Raw genomic sequence first — 18,822 nt, forward strand, 5'->3', positions numbered from 1 at the left:
GCGCAGGAAGGGGATTGACGAATCCCGTCTTGTTGTGAGCAATTGACCGCATTGCGATGAATTGCTCATGCGGGCGGTTCAGGCGCAGACAGGGAGGAAGATCAATGAAACTGTCGCACCGCGCCATGTTTGGCGCGACGGTCGCGCTCGCCCTTTCGGGGGCTGCCATGGCCGAAACCACCATCACCGTTGCCACCGTGAACAATGGCGACATGATCCGCATGCAGGGTCTGATGGATGCATTTTACGCCAAACACCCCGATATCAAGGTCGATTGGGTGACGCTGGAGGAAAACGTTCTGCGCCAGCGCGTCACCACCGATGTGGCGACCAAAGGCGGCCAGTTCGACGTGATGACCATCGGCACCTATGAGGCGCCGATCTGGGGCAAGCAGGGCTGGCTGGTGCCGCTGAACGATCTGCCCGCCGATTACGATGTCGATGACCTGCTGCCGGCCATTCGCGGCGGGTTGACGGTTGATGGCAACCTGATCGCCGCGCCGTTCTACGGCGAAAGCTCGATGGTGATGTATCGCACCGATCTGATGGAGAAGGCCGGGCTGACCATGCCCGAGGCGCCGACCTGGACCTTCATCAAAGAAGCCGCCGCCGCGATGACCGATAAGCCGAATGAGGTTTACGGCATCTGCCTGCGTGGCAAGGCCGGCTGGGGCGAGAATATGGCCTTCCTTTCGGCCATGTCGAACAGCTTCGGCGCCAAATGGTTCGACATGGACTGGAAGCCGCAATTCGACCAGAAGCCCTGGGCCGATACGCTGACCTTCTATCTTGACCTGATGAACAATTATGGCCCGCCCGGCGCCTCGAATAACGGTTTCAACGAGAACCTCTCGCTGTTCCAGCAGGGCAAATGCGGCATGTGGATCGACGCAACCGTCGCGGCGAGCTTTGTGACCAATGCCGCAGAGTCGACCGTGGCCGACAAGGTCGGCTTCGCGCTGGCACCGGATAACGGGCTGGGGAAACGCGGCAACTGGCTCTGGGCCTGGAACCTCGCGATCCCTGCGGGCACGCAGAAGGAAGAGGCCGCGAAAGCCTTTGTCGCCTGGGCGACCAGCAAGGAATACCTCGCTCTGGTGGCCGAAAAAGAAGGCTGGGCAAATGTCCCCCCCGGCACCCGTCAGTCGCTTTACGACAATCCGGAATATCAGAAAGTGCCGTTCGCGAAGATGACGCTCGAGTCGATCAATGCGGCCGACCCGACCCTTCCGGCGGTCGATCCGGTGCCCTATGTCGGCGTGCAATTCGTGGCGATCCCGGAATTCCAGGGCCTCGGAACAGCTGTGGGACAGATGTTCTCGGCGGCGCTGGCAGGGTCGGATACGGCCGAAGGCGCGCTGGCCAAGGCCCAGGCCTTCACCACCACCGAGATGACCCGCGCGGGCTATATCAAGTGATCTGTTAACGAATCCTCCGGGCGGGGCTGCTCCTCTCCTTCGCAGTCCCGCCACCTTTTCCCCCGAGTTTCAGGACCAGATCATGGCGACCGAACAGTCCCGAACGGCTGCGCGTCTTATGGTTTCTCCGGCGGTTATCCTTTTGTTTTTGTGGATGATCGTGCCGCTGGGCATGACGCTTTACTTCAGTTTCCTGCGCTACAACCTGCTTATGCCGGGGATGGAGACATGGACCGGCTTTGACAATTATTACTATTTCATCACCCAGCCCGCTTTCTGGCCGGCGCTGATCAACACGCTCTTACTCGTCCTGGGCGTGCTGGCGATTACGGTGATCGGCGGCATCGCCCTGGCTTTGCTGCTGGACCAGCCGTTCAGGGGCCAGGGGATTGTGCGGGTCATGGTGATCGCGCCTTTCTTCGTGATGCCCACTGTCGCGGCGCTGGTCTGGAAGAACATGTTTATGAACCCCGTCAACGGCATGTTCGCCCATATGTTCAAGGCGGTCGGGTTGCAGCCTTTTGATTTCCTGTCGCAGGCGCCGCTGGCCTCGATCATCCTGATCGTCGCCTGGTCCTGGCTGCCCTTTGCCACGCTGATCCTGCTGACCGCGCTGCAAAGCCTTGACCGCGAACAGATGGAGGCCGCCGAAATGGACGGTGCCGGCTGGGGCAGCCGTTTCTGGCACCTGACTTTGCCGCATCTGACGCGCTCGATCACGGTCGTGATCCTGATCCAGACGATCTTTCTGCTCTCGGTCTTTGCCGAGATCCTGGTGACAACCAATGGCGGGCCGGGAACGGCATCGACCAATCTCCCGTTCCTCGTCTATTCGCAGTCGCTTTTGTCCTTCGATGTGGGCGGCGGTGCGGCGGGCGGCATCATCGCGGTCATCCTGGCCAATATCGTTGCGATCTTCCTGATGCGGATGATCGGCAAGAATCTGGAGACCTGAGCGATGGCGCGCAACACAAGCCCCGCCCGCAAATGGGTCGTCACCGTGGCGGCCTGGACCATCGGTTTCCTGATCTTCTTCCCGATCCTCTGGATCATCATCCTCTCGTTCAAGACCGAGGGGGACGCGATCAAATCGCCGCTGGCGGTGCTGAGTTCGGGCTGGACGATGGAAAGCTATCATGTCGTGCAGGAGCGCTCGAATTACTTCCTGCATTTTATGAATTCGGTGATCATCTCGCTGGGCTCTACCGTGCTGGCGCTGGTGATCGCGATCCCGGCGGCCTGGTCGATGGCTTTCGTCCCCGGCAAACGCACCAAAGACCTGCTGATGTGGATGCTTTCGACCAAGATGATGCCGGCGGTCGGCGTGCTGGTGCCGCTTTACCTCTTGTTCCGCGATTTCGGTCTGCTCGACAGCCGCATCGGTCTGGTGGGCGTGCTGACCCTGATCAACCTGCCGATCGTGGTCTGGATGCTTTACACCTATTTCAAGGAAATCCCCGGCGAGATCCTTGAAGCCGCGCGGATGGACGGCGCCAGCCTGCGAAACGAGATCCTCTATGTGCTGACGCCGATGGCGGTGCCGGGGATCGCCTCGACCATGCTTCTGAACATCATCCTCGCCTGGAATGAGGCTTTCTGGACGCTGCAGCTGACCACAAAGAACGCGGCGCCGCTCACGCAGTTCATCGCCAGCTATTCCAGCCCCGAAGGGCTCTTCTACGCAAAACTCTCGGCGGCCTCGACCATGGCCATTGCGCCGATCCTGATCCTCGGCTGGTTCAGCCAGAAACAACTCGTCCGCGGCCTGACCTTTGGCGCGGTGAAGTGAGGTAAATGATGGGACAGATTACTCTTTCCGCAGTCACGAAATCCTTCGGCGAAGTGAATGTCATTCCGCCGCTGGATCTGACCATCAATGACGGTGAATTCGTTGTGTTCGTCGGGCCTTCGGGCTGTGGCAAATCGACTTTGCTGCGGCTGATCGCGGGGCTGGAGGATATTTCCTCGGGCCAGGTCGTGATCGACGGCAAGGACGCGACCGAGACCGCACCGGGCCAGCGGGGCCTTGCGATGGTGTTCCAGTCTTATGCGCTTTACCCGCATATGACGGTGCGGAAAAATATCGCCTTTCCGCTGAAAATGGCCGGTCTCAGCCAGGAGCAGCAGAATGCGAAGGTCGAGCAGGCGGCAAAGGTGCTGAATCTTTCCAACTATCTCGACCGCCGCCCGGGTCAGCTCTCCGGTGGGCAGCGCCAGCGTGTAGCCATTGGCCGCGCCATTGTGCGCGAACCGGCGGCGTTTTTGTTCGACGAACCGCTTTCCAACCTGGATGCGGCTTTGCGCGTCACCATGCGGCAGGAGATTTCCGAGCTGCACCAGACGCTTAAGACTACGATGATCTATGTCACCCATGACCAGGTCGAGGCGATGACCATGGCCGACAAGATCGTGGTGCTGAATGCGGGTCGCATCGAACAGGTCGGATCGCCGCTGGAGCTGTATCGCAGCCCGAAGAACCTGTTCGTCGCGGGCTTCATCGGCAGCCCCAAGATGAATTTCATCACCGGCGCCGAGGCGGCGCGCGAGGGCTGCACCACGCTCGGCATCCGCCCCGAACATGTGGACCTGCGCGAGGGCGGCCGCTGGAACGGCATTGTCGGCCTCGCTGAACATCTCGGTTCCGACACCTTTCTCAAGGTGATGACCGAGGAGGCGGGCGAGCTGACCGTGCGGGTCTCGGGCGAAAAGGCGCTGCATCACGGCGACCGGGTCAGCCTCACGCCGCAGGAGGGCAAACTCTACCGCTTTGACCATGCCGGGCTGGCGCTTTGATGCGGCTTGCAGGCAAACGGGCGCTGATCACCGGCGCGGCGCGCGGCATCGGGCTGGAATTCGCCCGCGCCTATATCGCCGAAGGCGCGATGGTGGCGCTGGCCGATATCAATGAGCGCGCCGTCACAGCGGCGGCGCGCGCGCTTGGCCCGCAGGCGGTGCCGGTGGGGATGGATGTGACAGATGAGGCCAGTATTGATGCCGGTTTTGCCCAGGCCGTGGCGGCGATGGGCGGGCTCGATATCCTGATCAACAATGCGGCCTTGTTCTCGGCTGCGCCGATCACGGAAATCACCCGCCAGGATTATGACCGGCTGTTCTCGGTCAATGTGGCTGGGACGCTGTTCCCGATGCAGGCAGCGGCGCGTCAGATGATCACACAAGGGCAGGGGGGGCGTATCATCAACATGGCCTCGCAGGCCGGGCGGCGGGGGGAGAGCCTGGTGGCGGTCTATTGCGCGACCAAGGCCGCCGTTATCAGCCTGACCCAAAGCGCCGGGCTGAACCTGATCGCCCATGGCATCACCGTCAACGCCATCGCCCCCGGCGTGGTCGATGGCGAGCATTGGGACGGGGTGGATGCCTTCTTCGCGAAATATGAGGGCAAGGCACCGGGCCAGAAAAAGGCCGAGGTGGGCGCCGCTGTGCCCTTCGGGCGGATGGGCACCGCCGCAGATCTGACTGGCATGGCGGTATTCCTCGCCACGCCGGAGGCCGATTACATCACCGCCCAATGCTTCGGCGTGGACGGCGGCAACTGGATGGCATGACATGAGTGTCGAACTTCCCCGCTATGACCGCAAAAGCCTGACCCCCGGCATCGTCCATATCGGGTTGGGGAATTTTCACCGGGCCCATATGGCGGTCTATCTGGATGATCTGTTCAGCCAGGGGTTGAGCCATGACTGGGCAATCATCGGCGCCGGCGTACGTGCCCCCGATGCGGCGATGCGCGAGGCGCTGTTGGCGCAGGATTGCCTTTCCACCGTGATCGAGCTGGACCCGGAGGGTCGCAGCTGCCGCCGCATCGGCTCGATGGTTGATTTCCTGCCGGTCGAGCCCGGGAATGCCAGCCTGATCGCGGCGATGTCGCGGCCGGAGATTCGCATCGTCTCGCTGACCGTGACCGAGGGGGGGTATTTCATCGACGCAGCCACCGGCGCCTTTGATCCCACCGCGCCGGCGATCCTGGCGGATGCGGCGCGGCCCGGGGCGCCGGCCACCGCCTTCGGCGCCATCATCGCGGCACTGAAGGCCCGGCGCGCGGCTGCGGTCGCGCCCTTTACCGTGATGTGCTGCGACAATCTGCCGGGGAATGGCCAGGTTACCCGCAATGCGGTGGTGGGGCTGGCGCGGCTCTCGGATCCCGACCTTGCCGCCTGGATCGACGCCAGCGTCGCCTTTCCGAATGCGATGGTCGACCGCATCACCCCCGCCACCGGCCCGCGCGAACGCGAGATGGCGGCACGTTTCGGCCTTGATGACCCGGTGCCGGTCACCTGCGAGCCTTTCCGGCAATGGGTGGTCGAGGATCACTTCCCCGCCGGCCGCCCGGCGCTGGAGAGGGTCGGCGTGACCTTCAGCACCGAGGTCCATGCCTATGAAATGATGAAGATCCGCATCCTGAATGGCGGTCACGCGATCATCGCCTATCCTGGCGGGCTGATGGATATCGCGTTTGTGCATGAGGCGATGGCCGATCCGCTGATCCTCGGCTTCCTGGACAAGGTCGAGGCGGAAGAGGTGGTGCCCTATGTGGCCCCGGTGCCCGAGACGGATATTGCCGGCTATTATCAGGTGATCCGGAGCCGCTTTTCGAACCCCGAGGTGGCGGATACCACGCGGCGGCTCTGTCTGGACGGATCAAACCGGCAGCCGAAATTCATCATCCCCTCGCTGCGGGATGCGCTGGCTCTGGGCGGGCCGGTCGAGGGGCTGGCGCTGGTCTCGGCGCTCTGGTGTCGCTATTGCGCCGGGGTGACGGATGGCGGTGCGGTGATCTCGCCGAATGATCCTGACTGGGAGCGCCTGACGGCGCTGGCGGTGCAGGCGCGTGCGCAGCCGGAGCTTTGGCTGGCACAGCGCGCGATCTATGGTGAAACAGGTGCAGACCCGCGTTTTGCAGAGGCTTTCGCGCGCCGGCTGCGGCAGCTCTGGTCCGAAGGCACCCGCGCGACGCTGTCGGACTATCTCGGCCGGCCCTGAGGGGGCACGGTCGGGTGCCGGATCAGCGGGTCGGAACCGGCACCTCGCCGCGATAATCATAGAAACCGCGCTGCGATTTGCGGCCCAGCCAGCCGGCCTCGACATATTTGGTCAAAAGCGGGCAGGGGCGGTATTTGGTATCGGCGAGCCCGTCATAAAGCACATTCATAATGGCCAGGCAGGTGTCCAGCCCGATGAAATCGGCCAGTTCCAGCGGCCCCATCGGGTGATTGGCCCCAAGCTTGAGCGCCTCGTCAATCGAGCGCACATTGCCGACGCCTTCATAAAGCGTATAGACCGCCTCGTTGATCATCGGGATCAGAATGCGGTTCACGATGAAGGCGGGGAAATCCTCGGCCGAAGCGGCTGTTTTCCCAAGCTTTTCTACCACCGCATGCAGCGCGCTATAGGTGGGTTGGTCGGTGGCAATACCCCGGATCAGCTCGACCAGCTGCATCACGGGAACCGGGTTCATAAAGTGGAAGCCCATGAATTTCTCGGGCCTGTCGGTACGCGAGGCAAGCCGGGTGATCGAGATCGAAGAGGTGTTCGAGGTCAGGATGGTTTCTGGCTTCAGATGCGGCAGCAGCTGGTCGAAAATGGCCTGTTTCACGGTCTCCCGCTCGGTCGCGGCCTCGATCACGAGGTCGGAGGGACCCAGATCGGCGAGTGTCATGGTGGTGCGGATACGGCCCATCGCGGCCTGTTTGTCCTCGGCCGAGACCTTCCCGCGCGAGACCTGCCGCTCAAGATTGCGGTCGATGGTGGCTACGGCCTTTTGCAGCGAGTCCTCGCTGATATCGTTCAGCAGCACATCATAGCCGGCAAGCGCGAAAACATGCGCGATGCCATTGCCCATCTGCCCCGCGCCTACGATGCCGACCGAACGGATATCCATGATGAGCCTCTTGCTGTTGCGGCTGAGAGATTAGGCGCGGGGGCCAGCCGGGGCAATCCCTGCCGCGGCACCGCACGGTTTATCAAACGGAAAAGGGCGCCCGAAAGGCGCCCTTTATACCTGCTCTTGCCTTGCGGCTCAGACTTTTTCGGTGAGTTCCGGGACCAGGGTGAAGAGGTCGCCGACGAGGCCGTAATCTGCGACCTGGAAGATCGGAGCCTCTTCGTCCTTGTTGATTGCGACGATGACTTTGGAGTCTTTCATCCCGGCAAGGTGCTGGATCGCGCCCGAAATGCCGATGGCGACGTAAAGATCCGGCGCCACGACTTTGCCGGTCTGGCCGACCTGCCAGTCATTCGGTGCATAGCCCGAGTCGACCGCCGCGCGGCTGGCGCCCACGGCTGCGTTCAGCTTGTCGGCGAGCTTTTCGATCACCGCGAAGCTTTCCTTGGATCCGACGCCGCGCCCGCCCGACACGACGATCTTCGCCGAGGTCAGCTCTGGCCGGTCCGAAGCCGCCACCCGGTTTTCGACAAAGCCCGACAGACCGGTCGCCGCTGCATCCGCAGCCGCCTCAACCGGGGCCGAACCCCCTTCGCCCGCCGCCGCGAAGGCTGCCGTGCGCACCGAAAAGACCTTCTTCGCGTCCGAAGATTTCACCGTCTGGATCGCATTGCCAGCATAGATTGGCCGCTCAAAGGTTTCAGAATCGATAACGGCGGTCACATCCGAGAGCACCATCACATCCAGAAGCGCCGCAACCCGCGGCAGGATGTTCTTGTTATAGGCTGTCGCTGCGCCCGCGATATGGCTGTAGGCGCCGGCCAGGCCAACCACCAGATCCGCCATGGGCTCGGCCAGGCCATTGTTATCACTGGCATTCAGGACTTTGGTGACGCCTTCCAGCTTTGCAGCTGCCTGGGCCGCAGCCGACGGGCCGGCGACCAGAAGATGCACCTCGCCCAGGGATTTCACCGCCGTTAGGGCTTTGGCAACCGAATCGGTGGCAAGCTGGCCCTCGTTCACATCGGCAATCAGGAGAACAGCCATCAGATCACCCCCGCTTCATCTTTGAGTTTCGCCACCAGCTCATCGACCGAGGCAACACGCACCCCCGCCTTGCGGCCGGCCGGCTCCGTCGTCTTCACGACCGTCAGGCGCGGGCTGACATCGACGCCATAATCAGCCGGGGTCTTCACCGCCAGCGGCTTGGCTTTGGCCTTCATAATATTCGGGAGCGACGCATAACGCGGCTCATTCAGGCGCAGATCGACGGTGACGACCGCCGGCAGGCTGACCTCGATGACCTGCAACCCGCCATCAACCTCGCGGGTGATTTTCGCCTTGCCGCCCTCAATCACCAGTTCCGAGGCGAAGGTTGCCTGGGCCTGACCAAGCAGCGCCGCCAGCATCTGGCCGGTCGCGTTCATATCGTTGTCAATCGCCTGCTTGCCGGCCAGAACGAGGCCGGGGGCCTCTTCCTTCACCACCGCTGCCAGCAGCTTCGCCACCGCGAGCGGCTCGATATCGGTATGCACATCCGAGGCGGCCTCGATCAGGATCGCCCGGTCCGCGCCCATCGCCAGCGCATTCCGCAAGGTCTCCTGCGCCTGTTTGACGCCGATCGAGACCACGACAACCTCGGTCGCAATCCCCTTCTCCTTCAGACGGATCGCCTCTTCCACCGCGATCTCGTCAAACGGGTTCATCGACATCTTCACATTCGCAAGATCGACGCCCGAGCCGTCCGCCTTAACGCGAACCTTAACGTTGTAGTCAATCACCCGTTTGACAGGTACCAGGACCTTCATGCGGCTCATCTCCATTTCTGGGGGCGTTCGCACGCCCCTCACAAGCTCCCGGCAGGAGTGTTATCGCAGGGGGAAATGATTCTACAGCAAAAAGCGACAGGTCCAGGACGCACTACGTCGTGTTACTGATGCGAATTTTCGATCAGATGCGCGGTGATGGCGATCAGACTGCCGCATCACCGGATTTATCCGCATCGCGGGTCAGCCCGGGGACCCAAAGCACGTCGGATTTGCCGTCGTCATTGGCGATGCGGCCTGCCACGAAGAACCAGTCCGACAGACGGTTCAGATAGCGAACGGCCTCGGGATTGACATCCTCATCGCCTGCCAGCTCGACCGCCAGCCGCTCGGCCCGGCGGCAGACCGTGCGGCACAGATGCAGCTGCGCCGCCAGCGCCGAGCCTCCCGGCAGGATAAAACTGCGCAACGGCGTCAGCCGCGCATTCATCCCGTCGATTTCCCGCTCCAGCCGCTCCACCTGGGGGGCGATCATCCGCAGCGGCGTGTAAGACAGCGTGTCATCCAGATGCCGGTCGGGCGTCGCGAGATCGGCGCCGAGATCGAAGAGGTCGTTCGAAATCCGTGCCAGCGCCTGTGCCACGTCGCCCCCGGCATGCAGCCGCGCGAGGCCGACGGTCGCATTCGTCTCATCCACTGTGCCATAGGCCGAGACGCGGACCGAATGTTTCGGAACCCTCGCACCATTCGACAGCGCGGTCTCGCCCTTGTCGCCGGTGCGCGTGTAAATCTTTGAAAGAACGACCATTTTCCCTCCGTAAATTCGCCGTGAAATCCCTGTGACCGCGCGCCGCCTCAGCCGCCCGAGCGCCGGAACCAGGCAAAGGCCACCAGCACGATCACCGCGATGAATTGCGCGATCAGCCGCCAGCGCATGATCTTATTGGCATTGCGGCGGTTGAATTCACCGCCCTTTGCGAAGGTGCCGATGCCGAAGATGAGGATTGCGGCCACCGCAAGCGCAGCAAAGGCTGCCAGCAGGAAAAGGGGGTCTCTCAGCATGATCGCGCTCCTTCTTCGCGCCCGGCCGGTCTGCGGAAATCCGACAGGGGCGGGTCTGCTACCGGCCAGGGAACAGGGCCCGGCTCTGCGCCGAGATTAGAGCGCCCGGGCCGGAATGCGAAGGGTGAAACTGCTGCCTTATCCCTTGGCGATCAGCCAGTCGAGCATCCGGCGCGGCAGCAACCAGCGCGCGAAGGCCATCAGATATGTTGCTTTGGTCACATAATACCTGGCCTTCGGGCGCGGCTTTTCCACCGCTTTCACCAGCACCGCAGTCACCGCCGAAGGGGGCAGTTCAAAGCGGTCAGGTGCGTTTTTCGATTCGTAAAGCCGGTGCAACAGCCCGCGATATTCGTCAGAGCGCGCGGAATTCTCCCAGTCGATCCATTTCTCGAAATGCGGGATTGAGTTCTCTCGGATGCGCGAGGTGACGGGGCCGGGCTCGATCAGCACCACCCCGATACCGGTGCCGCGCATTTCCAGCCGCAGCACATCGGTCATCCCTTCCATGGCGAATTTCGTCGCCACATAGGCGCCGCGCCATTTCATCGGCACCAGCCCCAGCACCGAGGAGCAGTTGACGATCCGCCCCTCACCAGCTGCCCGCATCAGCGGGATCACCCGGCGGGTCAGGTCGTGATAGCCGAAGAGATTGACCTCGAAAATCTCGCGCAGGGCGCCGCGCGGCAGATCCTCGACCGCGCCGGGACAGGCAAAGGCGCCATTGTTGAAGAGCGCGCCCAGCCGACCGCCATTCCGCTCCTGAATCTCGTCGATGGCACTCGCGATGCTGGCCTCATCGGCATAGTCGAGGCGGAAACTCTCGAATCCCTGTTCGCGCAGCCGCTCGCAATCCGCCTCCTGGCGGCAGGTGGCAAAGACCCGCCAGCCGCGCGCTTTCATGCCCTTCGCGGCATCAAGCCCGATGCCGGAGGAACATCCGGTGATGAGAATCGATCTGTCCATGGTGCTGCCCGTCTTTTTCCCAAAGCCTTAGGGGCAAAGACCGGGCAGCGTCAAATGAAGATCAGGTGGTCAATAGCCGGCGGTCAGAAAGCGCGAGGCGACATAACCCGAGACACCGTCGCCTTCGATCAGCACTTCGACCCATTCCGAATCGACCGCGCCGAGGATGCGCACGCTTTCGCCCTGCGAGAGGCGCCCGACCACCGATGTGTCGGTCGACGGGCCGAGGCGGACATTGACCGAGCTGGCCGAAACGGTGCGGATATCGCCGGCCATGCCGGTATCGGCCAACGCATCGGATGCCGGATCGGGCGACAGGGCGCCGCCATCGGTCGGATCGGCGTAAAGCGAGGCTTCGGGCGCAGCCGCATCGGTTGCAGCCGGGTCGATCTCTGCGCGATCACCGCTTGGATCGGGCAGCGACGAAAGGGTGAAGACCGGTTTCGATTCCGGAACCGGCGGCTCTGCCTTCGGAACGCCGGCGACCGTGGGCGCTGCGGCCAGTTCGACCGGTGGCGGCAGGTCGGTGGCGGTCAGCTGTACACGCTCGGGTTCGGCCGCCACAGTGACGGTCGGCGAGAAGGTGCGGGTCACCATCACGATCTGATCACCGGAGGCGACCGCCCGGGCGAGGCCGGGGCGCATCTGGCCCTTATCCTCGCCGGCGACCAGCAACGTGACGAACATAGCCGCAGAAAGCGGCAACACATAGCGCAACATCGGCAGACTTTCGGAATTTGGCAGCAGCAGAGCCTCTGTCTAGCACAGGTCGCGACAGAAAATCAGGGGTAAAATCCGCAGGCCATGATGGCGCCGCCCGCTGTTGCGCGAAACCCTCTGGACCCGACAGGGGACGCGGCCTAGACAAGATGCATGTCCGACGAAGATGAAGATAACAAATCCCTGGGTGAAACCGCCGTCGAGCCGCTGTCTCGGGCCATTGGTGAGCGGTATCTGACCTATGCGCTTTCGACCATCATGCACCGGGCGCTGCCGGATGCGCGCGACGGGCTGAAGCCGGTCCACCGGCGAATCCTTTATGCGATGCGCGAGCTGAAGCTGACCGCGACCGGGGGGTTCCGAAAATCTGCCAAGATCGTTGGCGATGTGATGGGCAATTATCACCCGCATGGCGATGGCGCGATCTATGACGCGATGGCGCGGCTGGCGCAGGATTTCAACGTCCGCTACCCGCTGGTCGATGGTCAGGGCAATTTCGGCAATATCGACGGCGACAGCCCGGCGGCGTCCCGCTATACCGAGGCACGTCTGACCGCCCTGGCCGAGACCCTGATGGAGGGGCTTGCCGAAAACGCGGTTGATTTCCGCCCGAATTACGACGGCACGCTGGAAGAGCCGGTGGTGATGCCGGCGGCCTTCCCGAACCTGCTGGCGAACGGGTCGTCGGGGATCGCGGTCGGCATGGCGACCAATATCGCGCCGCATAACCTGGATGAGCTGATCCGGGGCTGCCATGCGATGCTGGAAAATCCGGAAATCGACATTGACGGGCTGATGGAACATATTCCTGGCCCCGATTTCCCGACCGGCGGCGTGATCGTCGAGCCGAAAGAGTCGATGCGCGAAGCCTATGCCAGCGGGCGCGGCGCCTTCCGCATCCGGGCGAAATGGGAAATCGAGGATCTGGGCCGTGGCGCCTGGCAGATCGTCGTCACCGAGATCCCCTATCAGGTACAGAAATCCAGGCTCATTGAGAAACTGGCCGAGGTGATTCACCTGAAAAAGGTGCCGCTGCTGGCCGATGTGCGCGACGAATCCGCCGAGGATGTCCGCGTCGTGCTGGAACCGCGCGCCCGCAATGTCGATCCCGAGATGCTGATGGGGATGCTGTTCCGCAACTCGGATCTCGAAACCCGGTTCAGCCTGAACATGAACGTGCTGATCGACGGTCGCGTGCCGAGGGTCTGTTCGCTGAAAGAGGTGCTGCGGGCCTTTCTGGATCACCGGCGTGAGGTGCTGCGGCGTCGCTCGACCCACCGGATCGAAAAGATCGACCACCGGCTTGAGGTGCTGGAAGGCTTCATCATCGCCTATCTGAACCTCGACCGGGTGATCGACATCATCCGCTATGACGGCGACCCGAAATCCGCCCTGATGGCCGAGATCTGGGGCGGAACTTTCGCGCGCGCGCTGTCCGAGAAAGACTATGTGGCGCCGAAGCCCCGCGCGCCGGGTGATCTGACCGAGGTGCAGGCTGAGGCGATCCTGAACATGCGCCTGCGGTCTTTGCGCAGGCTTGAGGAGATGGAGCTGCGCGCCGAGCGGGATGCGCTGATCGCCGAGCGGGCGGGGCTGGCGGACTTGCTGGCCTCGGATAAAAAGCAATGGAAGCGCATCGGCCAGGAGCTCGAAGAGATCCGGCTGAAATTCGGCAAAGGCTGGGCCCAGGGCGCGCGTCGCACGACATTTGCGGATGCGGCGGCGGTCGAGGAAGTGCCGTTTGAGGCGATGATCGAGCGCGAGCCGATCACGGTGATCTGCTCGAAAATGGGCTGGATCCGGGCGATGAAGGGCCATGTCGATCTGGCGGCGGAGCAGAAGTTCAAGGATGGCGACGGGCCGCGTTTCGCCTTTCATGCCGAGACCACCGACAAGATCCTGCTGGTTGCCGAGAATGGTCGCTTCTTCACCCTGATCGGGGCCAATCTGCCGGGCGGGCGCGGTATGGGGGAACCCGTGCGCCTGATGGTCGATCTGGCGAATGACACCGATATCACCGATCTGATCCTCTACCGTCCGGGCGAGAAATACATGCTCGCCTCGACGGCAGGGGATGGTTTTGTGGTGCCGGCCGAGGAATTGCTGGCGCAAACCAAGGCGGGCAAGCAGGTGCTGACGGTGAGAGACGGCGTGAAATCCGCAATTTGCCGCAAGATCAGCGGCGATCACGTCGCGGTGGTGGGTGAGAACCGCAAGCTCCTCGTCTTCCCGCTGGTGCAGCTGCCGGAAATGGCGAAAGGCAAGGGCGTCCGGCTGCAGAAGTACAAGGATGGCGGCCTCTCGGACGCGATCACCTTCACCCTCGCCGATGGGCTGAGCTGGAAGGATCCGGCGGGCCGGACGAGGCTGGAGACCGATCTGAGCGAATGGATCGGCGCCAGGGCGGGAACCGGCAAGATGGCCCCGCGCGGCTTCCCTCGCGACAACCGTTTCAACTGAGCGCGACGCCCGGAATTTTGTAAAATTCCGGGCAAATTCCTTTGAAGGAATTTGGCTTCTGGCCGGGACGGTGCGTCAGGGTTTGCCTCGTGCCTCTGGCTCCGCTATCGGTGGGTGACCCAGACGGAGATCAGTCTTGTTTCAGCGCGGTATCGCTTCTTTCGCCCTTGTCCTGACGCTGGCCGCCTGTGGTGGCAAAGCGGATCTGAACGAGCCCCCGATGCCCTTTGGGGATTTCGTGCTTGGGCATAATATCATCGTTGCCGACAATGTGCAGAAAGTGCCGATCTCACGCGATGCGACGCCGGAAGAGTGGCAGAAGGTGATGCAGAAAGCGGTCGATGACCGGTTTGGCCAGAAGCGCTATCAGGGCAGCCGAATCTATAATATCGGCATCTCGGTTGATGGTTATGCGCTGGCGCCACCCGGTATTCCGGTGGTTGCCGCCCCGAAATCCGTTCTCGCGATCACCGCCAATATCTGGGACGATGCCCAGGGCAAGAAGCTCAATGAGGAGGGGAAGAAATTCACCATCTTCGAAGGGCTCTCGGGAGAAAGCGTGATCGGCACCGGCCTGACCCGCACCAAAGCGCAACAGATGGAGGCGCTGAGCTACAATGCGGTGCAGAAGGTCGAGGCGTGGCTGCTGGATAACCCTGAATGGTTCGGCATGACGAAAGATCAGCAGAAAGAACTGCTTGCAGCGCGAGAGGCCGAAATCGAAAGCACCGCCGCTGCGGCAAGTGAGAAGGGGGCGGCGGCTGCCGCAGAGGAGAGCGCGGCCCCTCCCGCCGCTGCTGACGGTGCCGAGATGCCGGATACGGGCGCGGCAGCGGGCTGAGGCTGCTGTTCGGGACCAACAGAGGCTTGATTTTCCCCGTCACCATCGTTAAGTCGCCGCCCGAGTGAACCAGGGGTTTCCCGCGTGGGAGGCTCCGCAGAGCAAGGGCGGCCAGGATGGCAAAGGCAAAGTTTGAACGGAACAAACCGCACGTCAATATCGGCACGATCGGCCACGTTGACCACGGCAAGACGACGCTGACGGCCGCGATCACCAAATATTTTGGTGAATTCAAAGCCTATGACCAGATCGACGGAGCACCGGAAGAGCGCGCGCGCGGCATCACGATCTCGACCGCTCATGTCGAATATGAGTCGGAAGCCCGTCACTACGCCCATGTCGACTGCCCCGGCCACGCTGACTATGTGAAGAACATGATCACCGGCGCGGCCCAGATGGACGGCGCGATCCTCGTTGTGAACGCAGCTGACGGCCCGATGCCGCAGACCCGCGAGCACATCCTTCTTGGCCGCCAGGTGGGTATCCCCTACATGGTCGTCTACATGAACAAGGTCGACCAGGTCGACGATCCGGAGCTGCTGGAACTCGTCGAGATGGAAATCCGCGAGCTCCTGTCGTCCTACGAATATCCGGGCGACGATATCCCGATCATCAAGGGCTCGGCTCTGGCGGCGATGAACGGCACCAACCCGGAAATCGGCGAGAATTCGATCCGCGAGCTGATCGCGGCCGTCGACAGCTACATCCCGACCCCGGAACGCGCTGTTGACCAGCCCTTCCTGATGCCGATCGAAGACGTGTTCTCGATCTCGGGCCGCGGCACGGTTGTGACCGGCCGTATCGAGCGCGGCGTGATCAACGTTGGCGACGAAGTCGAGATCGTCGGCATCCGCCCGACCTCGAAATCGACCTGCACCGGTGTGGAAATGTTCCGCAAGCTGCTGGATCGCGGTGAGGCCGGCGACAATATCGGCGCGCTGCTGCGCGGCGTCGACCGTGATGGCGTCGAGCGTGGTCAGGTTCTGGCGAAGCCGAAATCGGTCAACCCGCACACCACTTTCGAGGCTGAGGCCTATATCCTCACCAAGGAAGAAGGCGGCCGCCACACCCCGTTCTTCGCGAATTACCGTCCGCAATTCTACTTCCGGACCACCGACGTGACCGGCATGGTCAAGCTGCCGGAAGGCACTGAAATGGTGATGCCGGGCGACAACCTGAAGTTCGAAGTCGAACTGATCGCACCGATCGCGATGGAAGAGAAACTGCGCTTCGCCATCCGTGAAGGCGGCCGCACGGTCGGCGCCGGCGTTGTTGCGAAAATCCTCAAGTGATCTGAGGCCTGAGGCCCGATGATCCAAAGGCCGCCCCACGGGGCGGCCTTTTCCGTCCGATGCCTCCGGCGGGAGTATTTGGGTCAAGAGGAAATGCCGCTTTCCTCCTGACCCAAATACTCCCCGCAGAGCGGTCCACAGTGGCCAGAGGCGCGGGTGGTGCGTGCTGGCAGGCTGCTGGCCAGGGTTTCGTGTAATTCGTCGGGCGCAGGCCTTGATTTCCACGGCCTTTGGTGCAAAAGGAGCGCGCGGCGCTGAAAAGGGCCGTCTGCCTGATTCTTCGGGTGGGCCGGTTATTCCGCCCGTTCAGAGAAAAAGACCGTCAACAATGTGAACCTATCGGGCGCGGCCATCCTGGTTTCGCCATGACGTTCCGAAGGAAGAAGCAATGCAAGGTCAGACCATTCGCATCCGCCTCAAGGCCTTCGATTACCGCGTGCTGGATGCCAGCACCCAGGAAATCGTTTCCACGGCCAAGCGCACCGGTGCAGAAGTCCGCGGGCCGATCCCGCTGCCGAACAAGATCGAGAAATTCACGGTTCTCCGTGGTCCGCATATCGACAAGAAATCGCGCGACCAGTGGGAGATCCGCACGCATAAGCGTCTGCTCGACATCGTCAATCCGACCCCCCAGACCGTGGACGCGCTGATGAAGCTCGACCTCGCCGCTGGCGTGGATGTCGAGATCAAGGTGTAAGGGGGCAAAGATGCGTTCCGGTATTATCGCAAAGAAGCTGGGCATGACCCGGCTGTTCCTGGAAGACGGCAAGCAGATCCCGGTCACGGTGCTGCAGCTTGACGCCCTCCAGGTCGTGGCAAACCGCACCGACGACGTTGACGGCTATACCGCTGTTCAACTCGGCGCCGGCACTGCCAAAGTTTCGCGCACAACTGCCGCGCAGCGTGGCCATTTCGCGAAAGCGAATGTCGCCCCCAAGCGCAAGCTGGTTGAGTTCCGCGTCTCGCCTGACAACCTGATCGAAGTGGGCGCCGAAATCTCGGCTGAACACTATGTTTCGGGCCAGTTTGTCGACGTTGCCGGCACCTCGATCGGTAAAGGCTTTGCCGGTGCGATGAAGCGTCACAACTTCGGCGGCCTTCGCGCCTCGCACGGTGTCTCGGTTTCGCACCGTTCGCATGGTTCGACCGGTCAGTGCCAGGACCCCGGCAAGGTGTTCAAGGGCAAGAAAATGGCTGGTCACATGGGTGCCGTGCGCGTCACCACCCAGAACCTGCAGGTCGTCAAGACCGATGCAGAACGTGGCCTGATCCTCGTCAAGGGCGCTGTCCCCGGTTCGGCCGGTGGCTGGGTCACTGTCAAGGATGCCGTGAAAAAGGCTCCGCATGCTGATGCACCGCGTCCGGCGGCGCTCCGCTCGGCAGCGGCAGCTGCTGCTCCGGCTGCGGAAGCAGTCGAAGGGGGTGAAGCATGAAACTCGATGTGATCAAACTCGACGGCGGCGCCGCCGGTTCCGTTGACCTGGACGAGGCTCTGTTCGGCCTTGAGCCGCGCGCCGACATCCTGCACCGCGTGGTTCGCTGGCAGCGTGCGAAAGCACAGGCCGGCACCCATTCGACGCTGGGTAAATCGGATGTGAGCTATTCGACCAAGAAGATCTACAAGCAAAAAGGCACCGGTGGCGCACGTCACGGGTCCAAGAAAGCTCCGATCTTCCGTCATGGTGGTGTCTATAAGGGCCCGCAGCCCCGCAGCCACGCCCATGATCTACCGAAGAAGTTCCGTGCGCTCGGTCTGTGTCACGCGCTTTCGGCCAAGGCCAAAGCCGGCGAACTGGTGATCCTCGACAGCCTCGCGCTGGCCGATGCGAAAACCGGCGTTCTGGCCAAAACCCTGGGCGAGCGTGGCTGGAAACGCGTTCTGGTCATCGATGGTGCGACGGTTGACGCGAATTTCGCGCTGGCTGCCCGCAATATCGAAGGCGTGGACGTGCTCCCGACCATCGGCGCCAATGTCTATGATATCCTGAAACGTGACACTCTGGTGATCACCAAAGCAGGTATCGAAGCTCTGGAGGCTCGCCTGAAATGAGCGCGAAAGCAGAACATTACGACGTGATCCGCAAGCCGGTCATCACCGAGAAAGCCACCATGGCCTCGGAAAATGGCGCGGTTGTGTTCCAGGTTGCGATGGATTCGACCAAGCCGCAGATCAAAGAGGCCGTCGAGGCTGTCTTTGGCGTCAAGGTCAAAGCCGTCAACACCACCATCACCAAAGGCAAGGCCAAGCGTTTCCGCGGCCGCGCCGGTGAGCGTTCGGACGTGAAGAAGGCCTATGTGACCCTCGAAGAGGGCAACACGATCGACGTGTCGACCGGTCTCTGATCGTTCGCGATCCCCTGAATTGGAAAAGCCCCTGCGCGAGCGGGGGCTTTTTCGT

The 18,822-nt window shown here is 62.4% G+C and carries 20 protein-coding genes; 13 read left to right on the forward strand and 7 right to left on the reverse strand.

Annotated elements, in window-relative coordinates; genetic code table 11:
* Positions 1-104: 104 nt before the first annotated feature.
* The 6 genes from DRF71_RS18095 to DRF71_RS18120 all read left to right on the forward strand — a co-directional run bounded on the left by DRF71_RS18095 (position 105) and on the right by DRF71_RS18120 (position 6,416).
* Positions 105-1,418 carry an ABC transporter substrate-binding protein gene (locus tag DRF71_RS18095; protein ID WP_112311914.1) on the forward strand — a complete coding sequence of 438 codons (1,314 nt, stop codon included), beginning with the start codon at positions 105-107 and terminating at the stop codon, positions 1,416-1,418.
* An 82-nt stretch (positions 1,419-1,500) separates the two neighbouring features.
* A complete protein-coding gene (locus tag DRF71_RS18100) occupies positions 1,501-2,373 on the forward strand; it encodes a carbohydrate ABC transporter permease (protein WP_112311915.1) in 873 nt (290 codons plus the stop codon).
* Between the two features lie 3 nt (positions 2,374-2,376).
* A complete protein-coding gene (locus tag DRF71_RS18105) occupies positions 2,377-3,207 on the forward strand; it encodes a carbohydrate ABC transporter permease (RefSeq protein ID WP_112311916.1) in 831 nt (276 codons plus the stop codon).
* 8 nt (positions 3,208-3,215) lie between these two features.
* Complete coding sequence (locus tag DRF71_RS18110; protein WP_112312155.1) at positions 3,216-4,211, forward strand: ABC transporter ATP-binding protein; 996 nt, start codon at positions 3,216-3,218, stop codon at positions 4,209-4,211.
* The gene (locus DRF71_RS18115; RefSeq protein WP_112311917.1) at positions 4,208-4,981 is read left to right on the forward strand and encodes an L-iditol 2-dehydrogenase; all 774 of its coding nucleotides are present in this window, start codon (positions 4,208-4,210) and stop codon (positions 4,979-4,981) included. The genes DRF71_RS18110 and DRF71_RS18115 overlap by 4 nt, the downstream gene beginning before the upstream one ends.
* A 1-nt stretch (position 4,982) precedes the next feature.
* On the forward strand, positions 4,983-6,416 hold the full coding sequence (locus DRF71_RS18120; RefSeq protein WP_112311918.1) for a mannitol dehydrogenase family protein: 1,434 nt from the start codon (positions 4,983-4,985) through the stop codon (positions 6,414-6,416).
* 22 nt (positions 6,417-6,438) lie between these two features.
* On the opposite strand, the gene DRF71_RS18125 is transcribed toward DRF71_RS18120, so the two are convergent.
* The 7 genes from DRF71_RS18125 to DRF71_RS18155 all read right to left on the reverse strand — a co-directional run bounded on the left by DRF71_RS18125 (position 6,439) and on the right by DRF71_RS18155 (position 11,831).
* Positions 6,439-7,314, reverse strand: a complete 876-nt coding sequence (locus DRF71_RS18125) for a 3-hydroxybutyryl-CoA dehydrogenase (protein ID WP_112311919.1) — start codon at positions 7,312-7,314, stop codon at positions 6,439-6,441.
* Between the two features lie 138 nt (positions 7,315-7,452).
* On the reverse strand, positions 7,453-8,364 hold the full coding sequence (locus DRF71_RS18130) for an electron transfer flavoprotein subunit alpha/FixB family protein (protein ID WP_112311920.1): 912 nt from the start codon (positions 8,362-8,364) through the stop codon (positions 7,453-7,455).
* Positions 8,364-9,125 carry an electron transfer flavoprotein subunit beta/FixA family protein gene (locus tag DRF71_RS18135; protein WP_112312156.1) on the reverse strand — a complete coding sequence of 254 codons (762 nt, stop codon included), beginning with the start codon at positions 9,123-9,125 and terminating at the stop codon, positions 8,364-8,366. The genes DRF71_RS18130 and DRF71_RS18135 overlap by 1 nt, the downstream gene beginning before the upstream one ends.
* A gap of 163 nt (positions 9,126-9,288) precedes the next feature.
* Positions 9,289-9,891: a cob(I)yrinic acid a,c-diamide adenosyltransferase gene (locus DRF71_RS18140; protein WP_112311921.1), complete on the reverse strand. Its 603-nt coding sequence runs from the start codon at positions 9,889-9,891 to the stop codon at positions 9,289-9,291.
* 47 nt (positions 9,892-9,938) lie between these two features.
* The gene (locus DRF71_RS18145; protein WP_112311922.1) at positions 9,939-10,145 is read right to left on the reverse strand and encodes a twin transmembrane helix small protein; all 207 of its coding nucleotides are present in this window, start codon (positions 10,143-10,145) and stop codon (positions 9,939-9,941) included.
* A 138-nt stretch (positions 10,146-10,283) separates the two neighbouring features.
* Complete coding sequence (locus DRF71_RS18150; protein ID WP_112311923.1) at positions 10,284-11,111, reverse strand: SDR family NAD(P)-dependent oxidoreductase; 828 nt, start codon at positions 11,109-11,111, stop codon at positions 10,284-10,286.
* Between the two features lie 69 nt (positions 11,112-11,180).
* Positions 11,181-11,831 carry an SH3 domain-containing protein gene (locus tag DRF71_RS18155; protein ID WP_112311924.1) on the reverse strand — a complete coding sequence of 217 codons (651 nt, stop codon included), beginning with the start codon at positions 11,829-11,831 and terminating at the stop codon, positions 11,181-11,183.
* 153 nt (positions 11,832-11,984) lie between these two features.
* On the opposite strand from DRF71_RS18155, the gene DRF71_RS18160 reads away from it, so the two are divergent.
* From DRF71_RS18160 to DRF71_RS18190, 7 genes are all read left to right on the forward strand, one after another.
* Positions 11,985-14,291 (forward strand): DNA topoisomerase IV subunit A, encoded by a 2,307-nt coding sequence (locus DRF71_RS18160; RefSeq protein WP_112311925.1) that lies wholly within the window; start codon positions 11,985-11,987, stop codon positions 14,289-14,291.
* A 136-nt stretch (positions 14,292-14,427) separates the two neighbouring features.
* Entirely contained in the window at positions 14,428-15,132 is a 705-nt protein-coding gene (locus DRF71_RS18165) for a hypothetical protein (RefSeq protein WP_232831570.1), read from the forward strand.
* 116 nt (positions 15,133-15,248) lie between these two features.
* Positions 15,249-16,424, forward strand: coding sequence for an elongation factor Tu (gene tuf, locus DRF71_RS18170; protein ID WP_112311926.1), 1,176 nt, complete (start codon positions 15,249-15,251; stop codon positions 16,422-16,424).
* A 388-nt stretch (positions 16,425-16,812) separates the two neighbouring features.
* Complete coding sequence (gene rpsJ, locus DRF71_RS18175; RefSeq protein WP_092899250.1) at positions 16,813-17,121, forward strand: 30S ribosomal protein S10; 309 nt, start codon at positions 16,813-16,815, stop codon at positions 17,119-17,121.
* Positions 17,122-17,131: 10 nt separating this feature from the next.
* Positions 17,132-17,857, forward strand: a complete 726-nt coding sequence (rplC, locus tag DRF71_RS18180) for a 50S ribosomal protein L3 (protein WP_112311927.1) — start codon at positions 17,132-17,134, stop codon at positions 17,855-17,857.
* A complete protein-coding gene (gene rplD, locus DRF71_RS18185; RefSeq protein WP_112311928.1) occupies positions 17,854-18,474 on the forward strand; it encodes a 50S ribosomal protein L4 in 621 nt (206 codons plus the stop codon). Before rplC ends, rplD begins: the two co-directional genes overlap by 4 nt.
* On the forward strand, positions 18,471-18,767 hold the full coding sequence (locus tag DRF71_RS18190) for a 50S ribosomal protein L23 (RefSeq protein ID WP_112311929.1): 297 nt from the start codon (positions 18,471-18,473) through the stop codon (positions 18,765-18,767). Before rplD ends, DRF71_RS18190 begins: the two co-directional genes overlap by 4 nt.
* Positions 18,768-18,822: the final 55 nt, after the last annotated feature.

The sequence above is a fragment of the Pseudogemmobacter bohemicus genome, assembly GCF_003290025.1.
GTDB lineage: Bacteria > Pseudomonadota > Alphaproteobacteria > Rhodobacterales > Rhodobacteraceae > Pseudogemmobacter > Pseudogemmobacter bohemicus.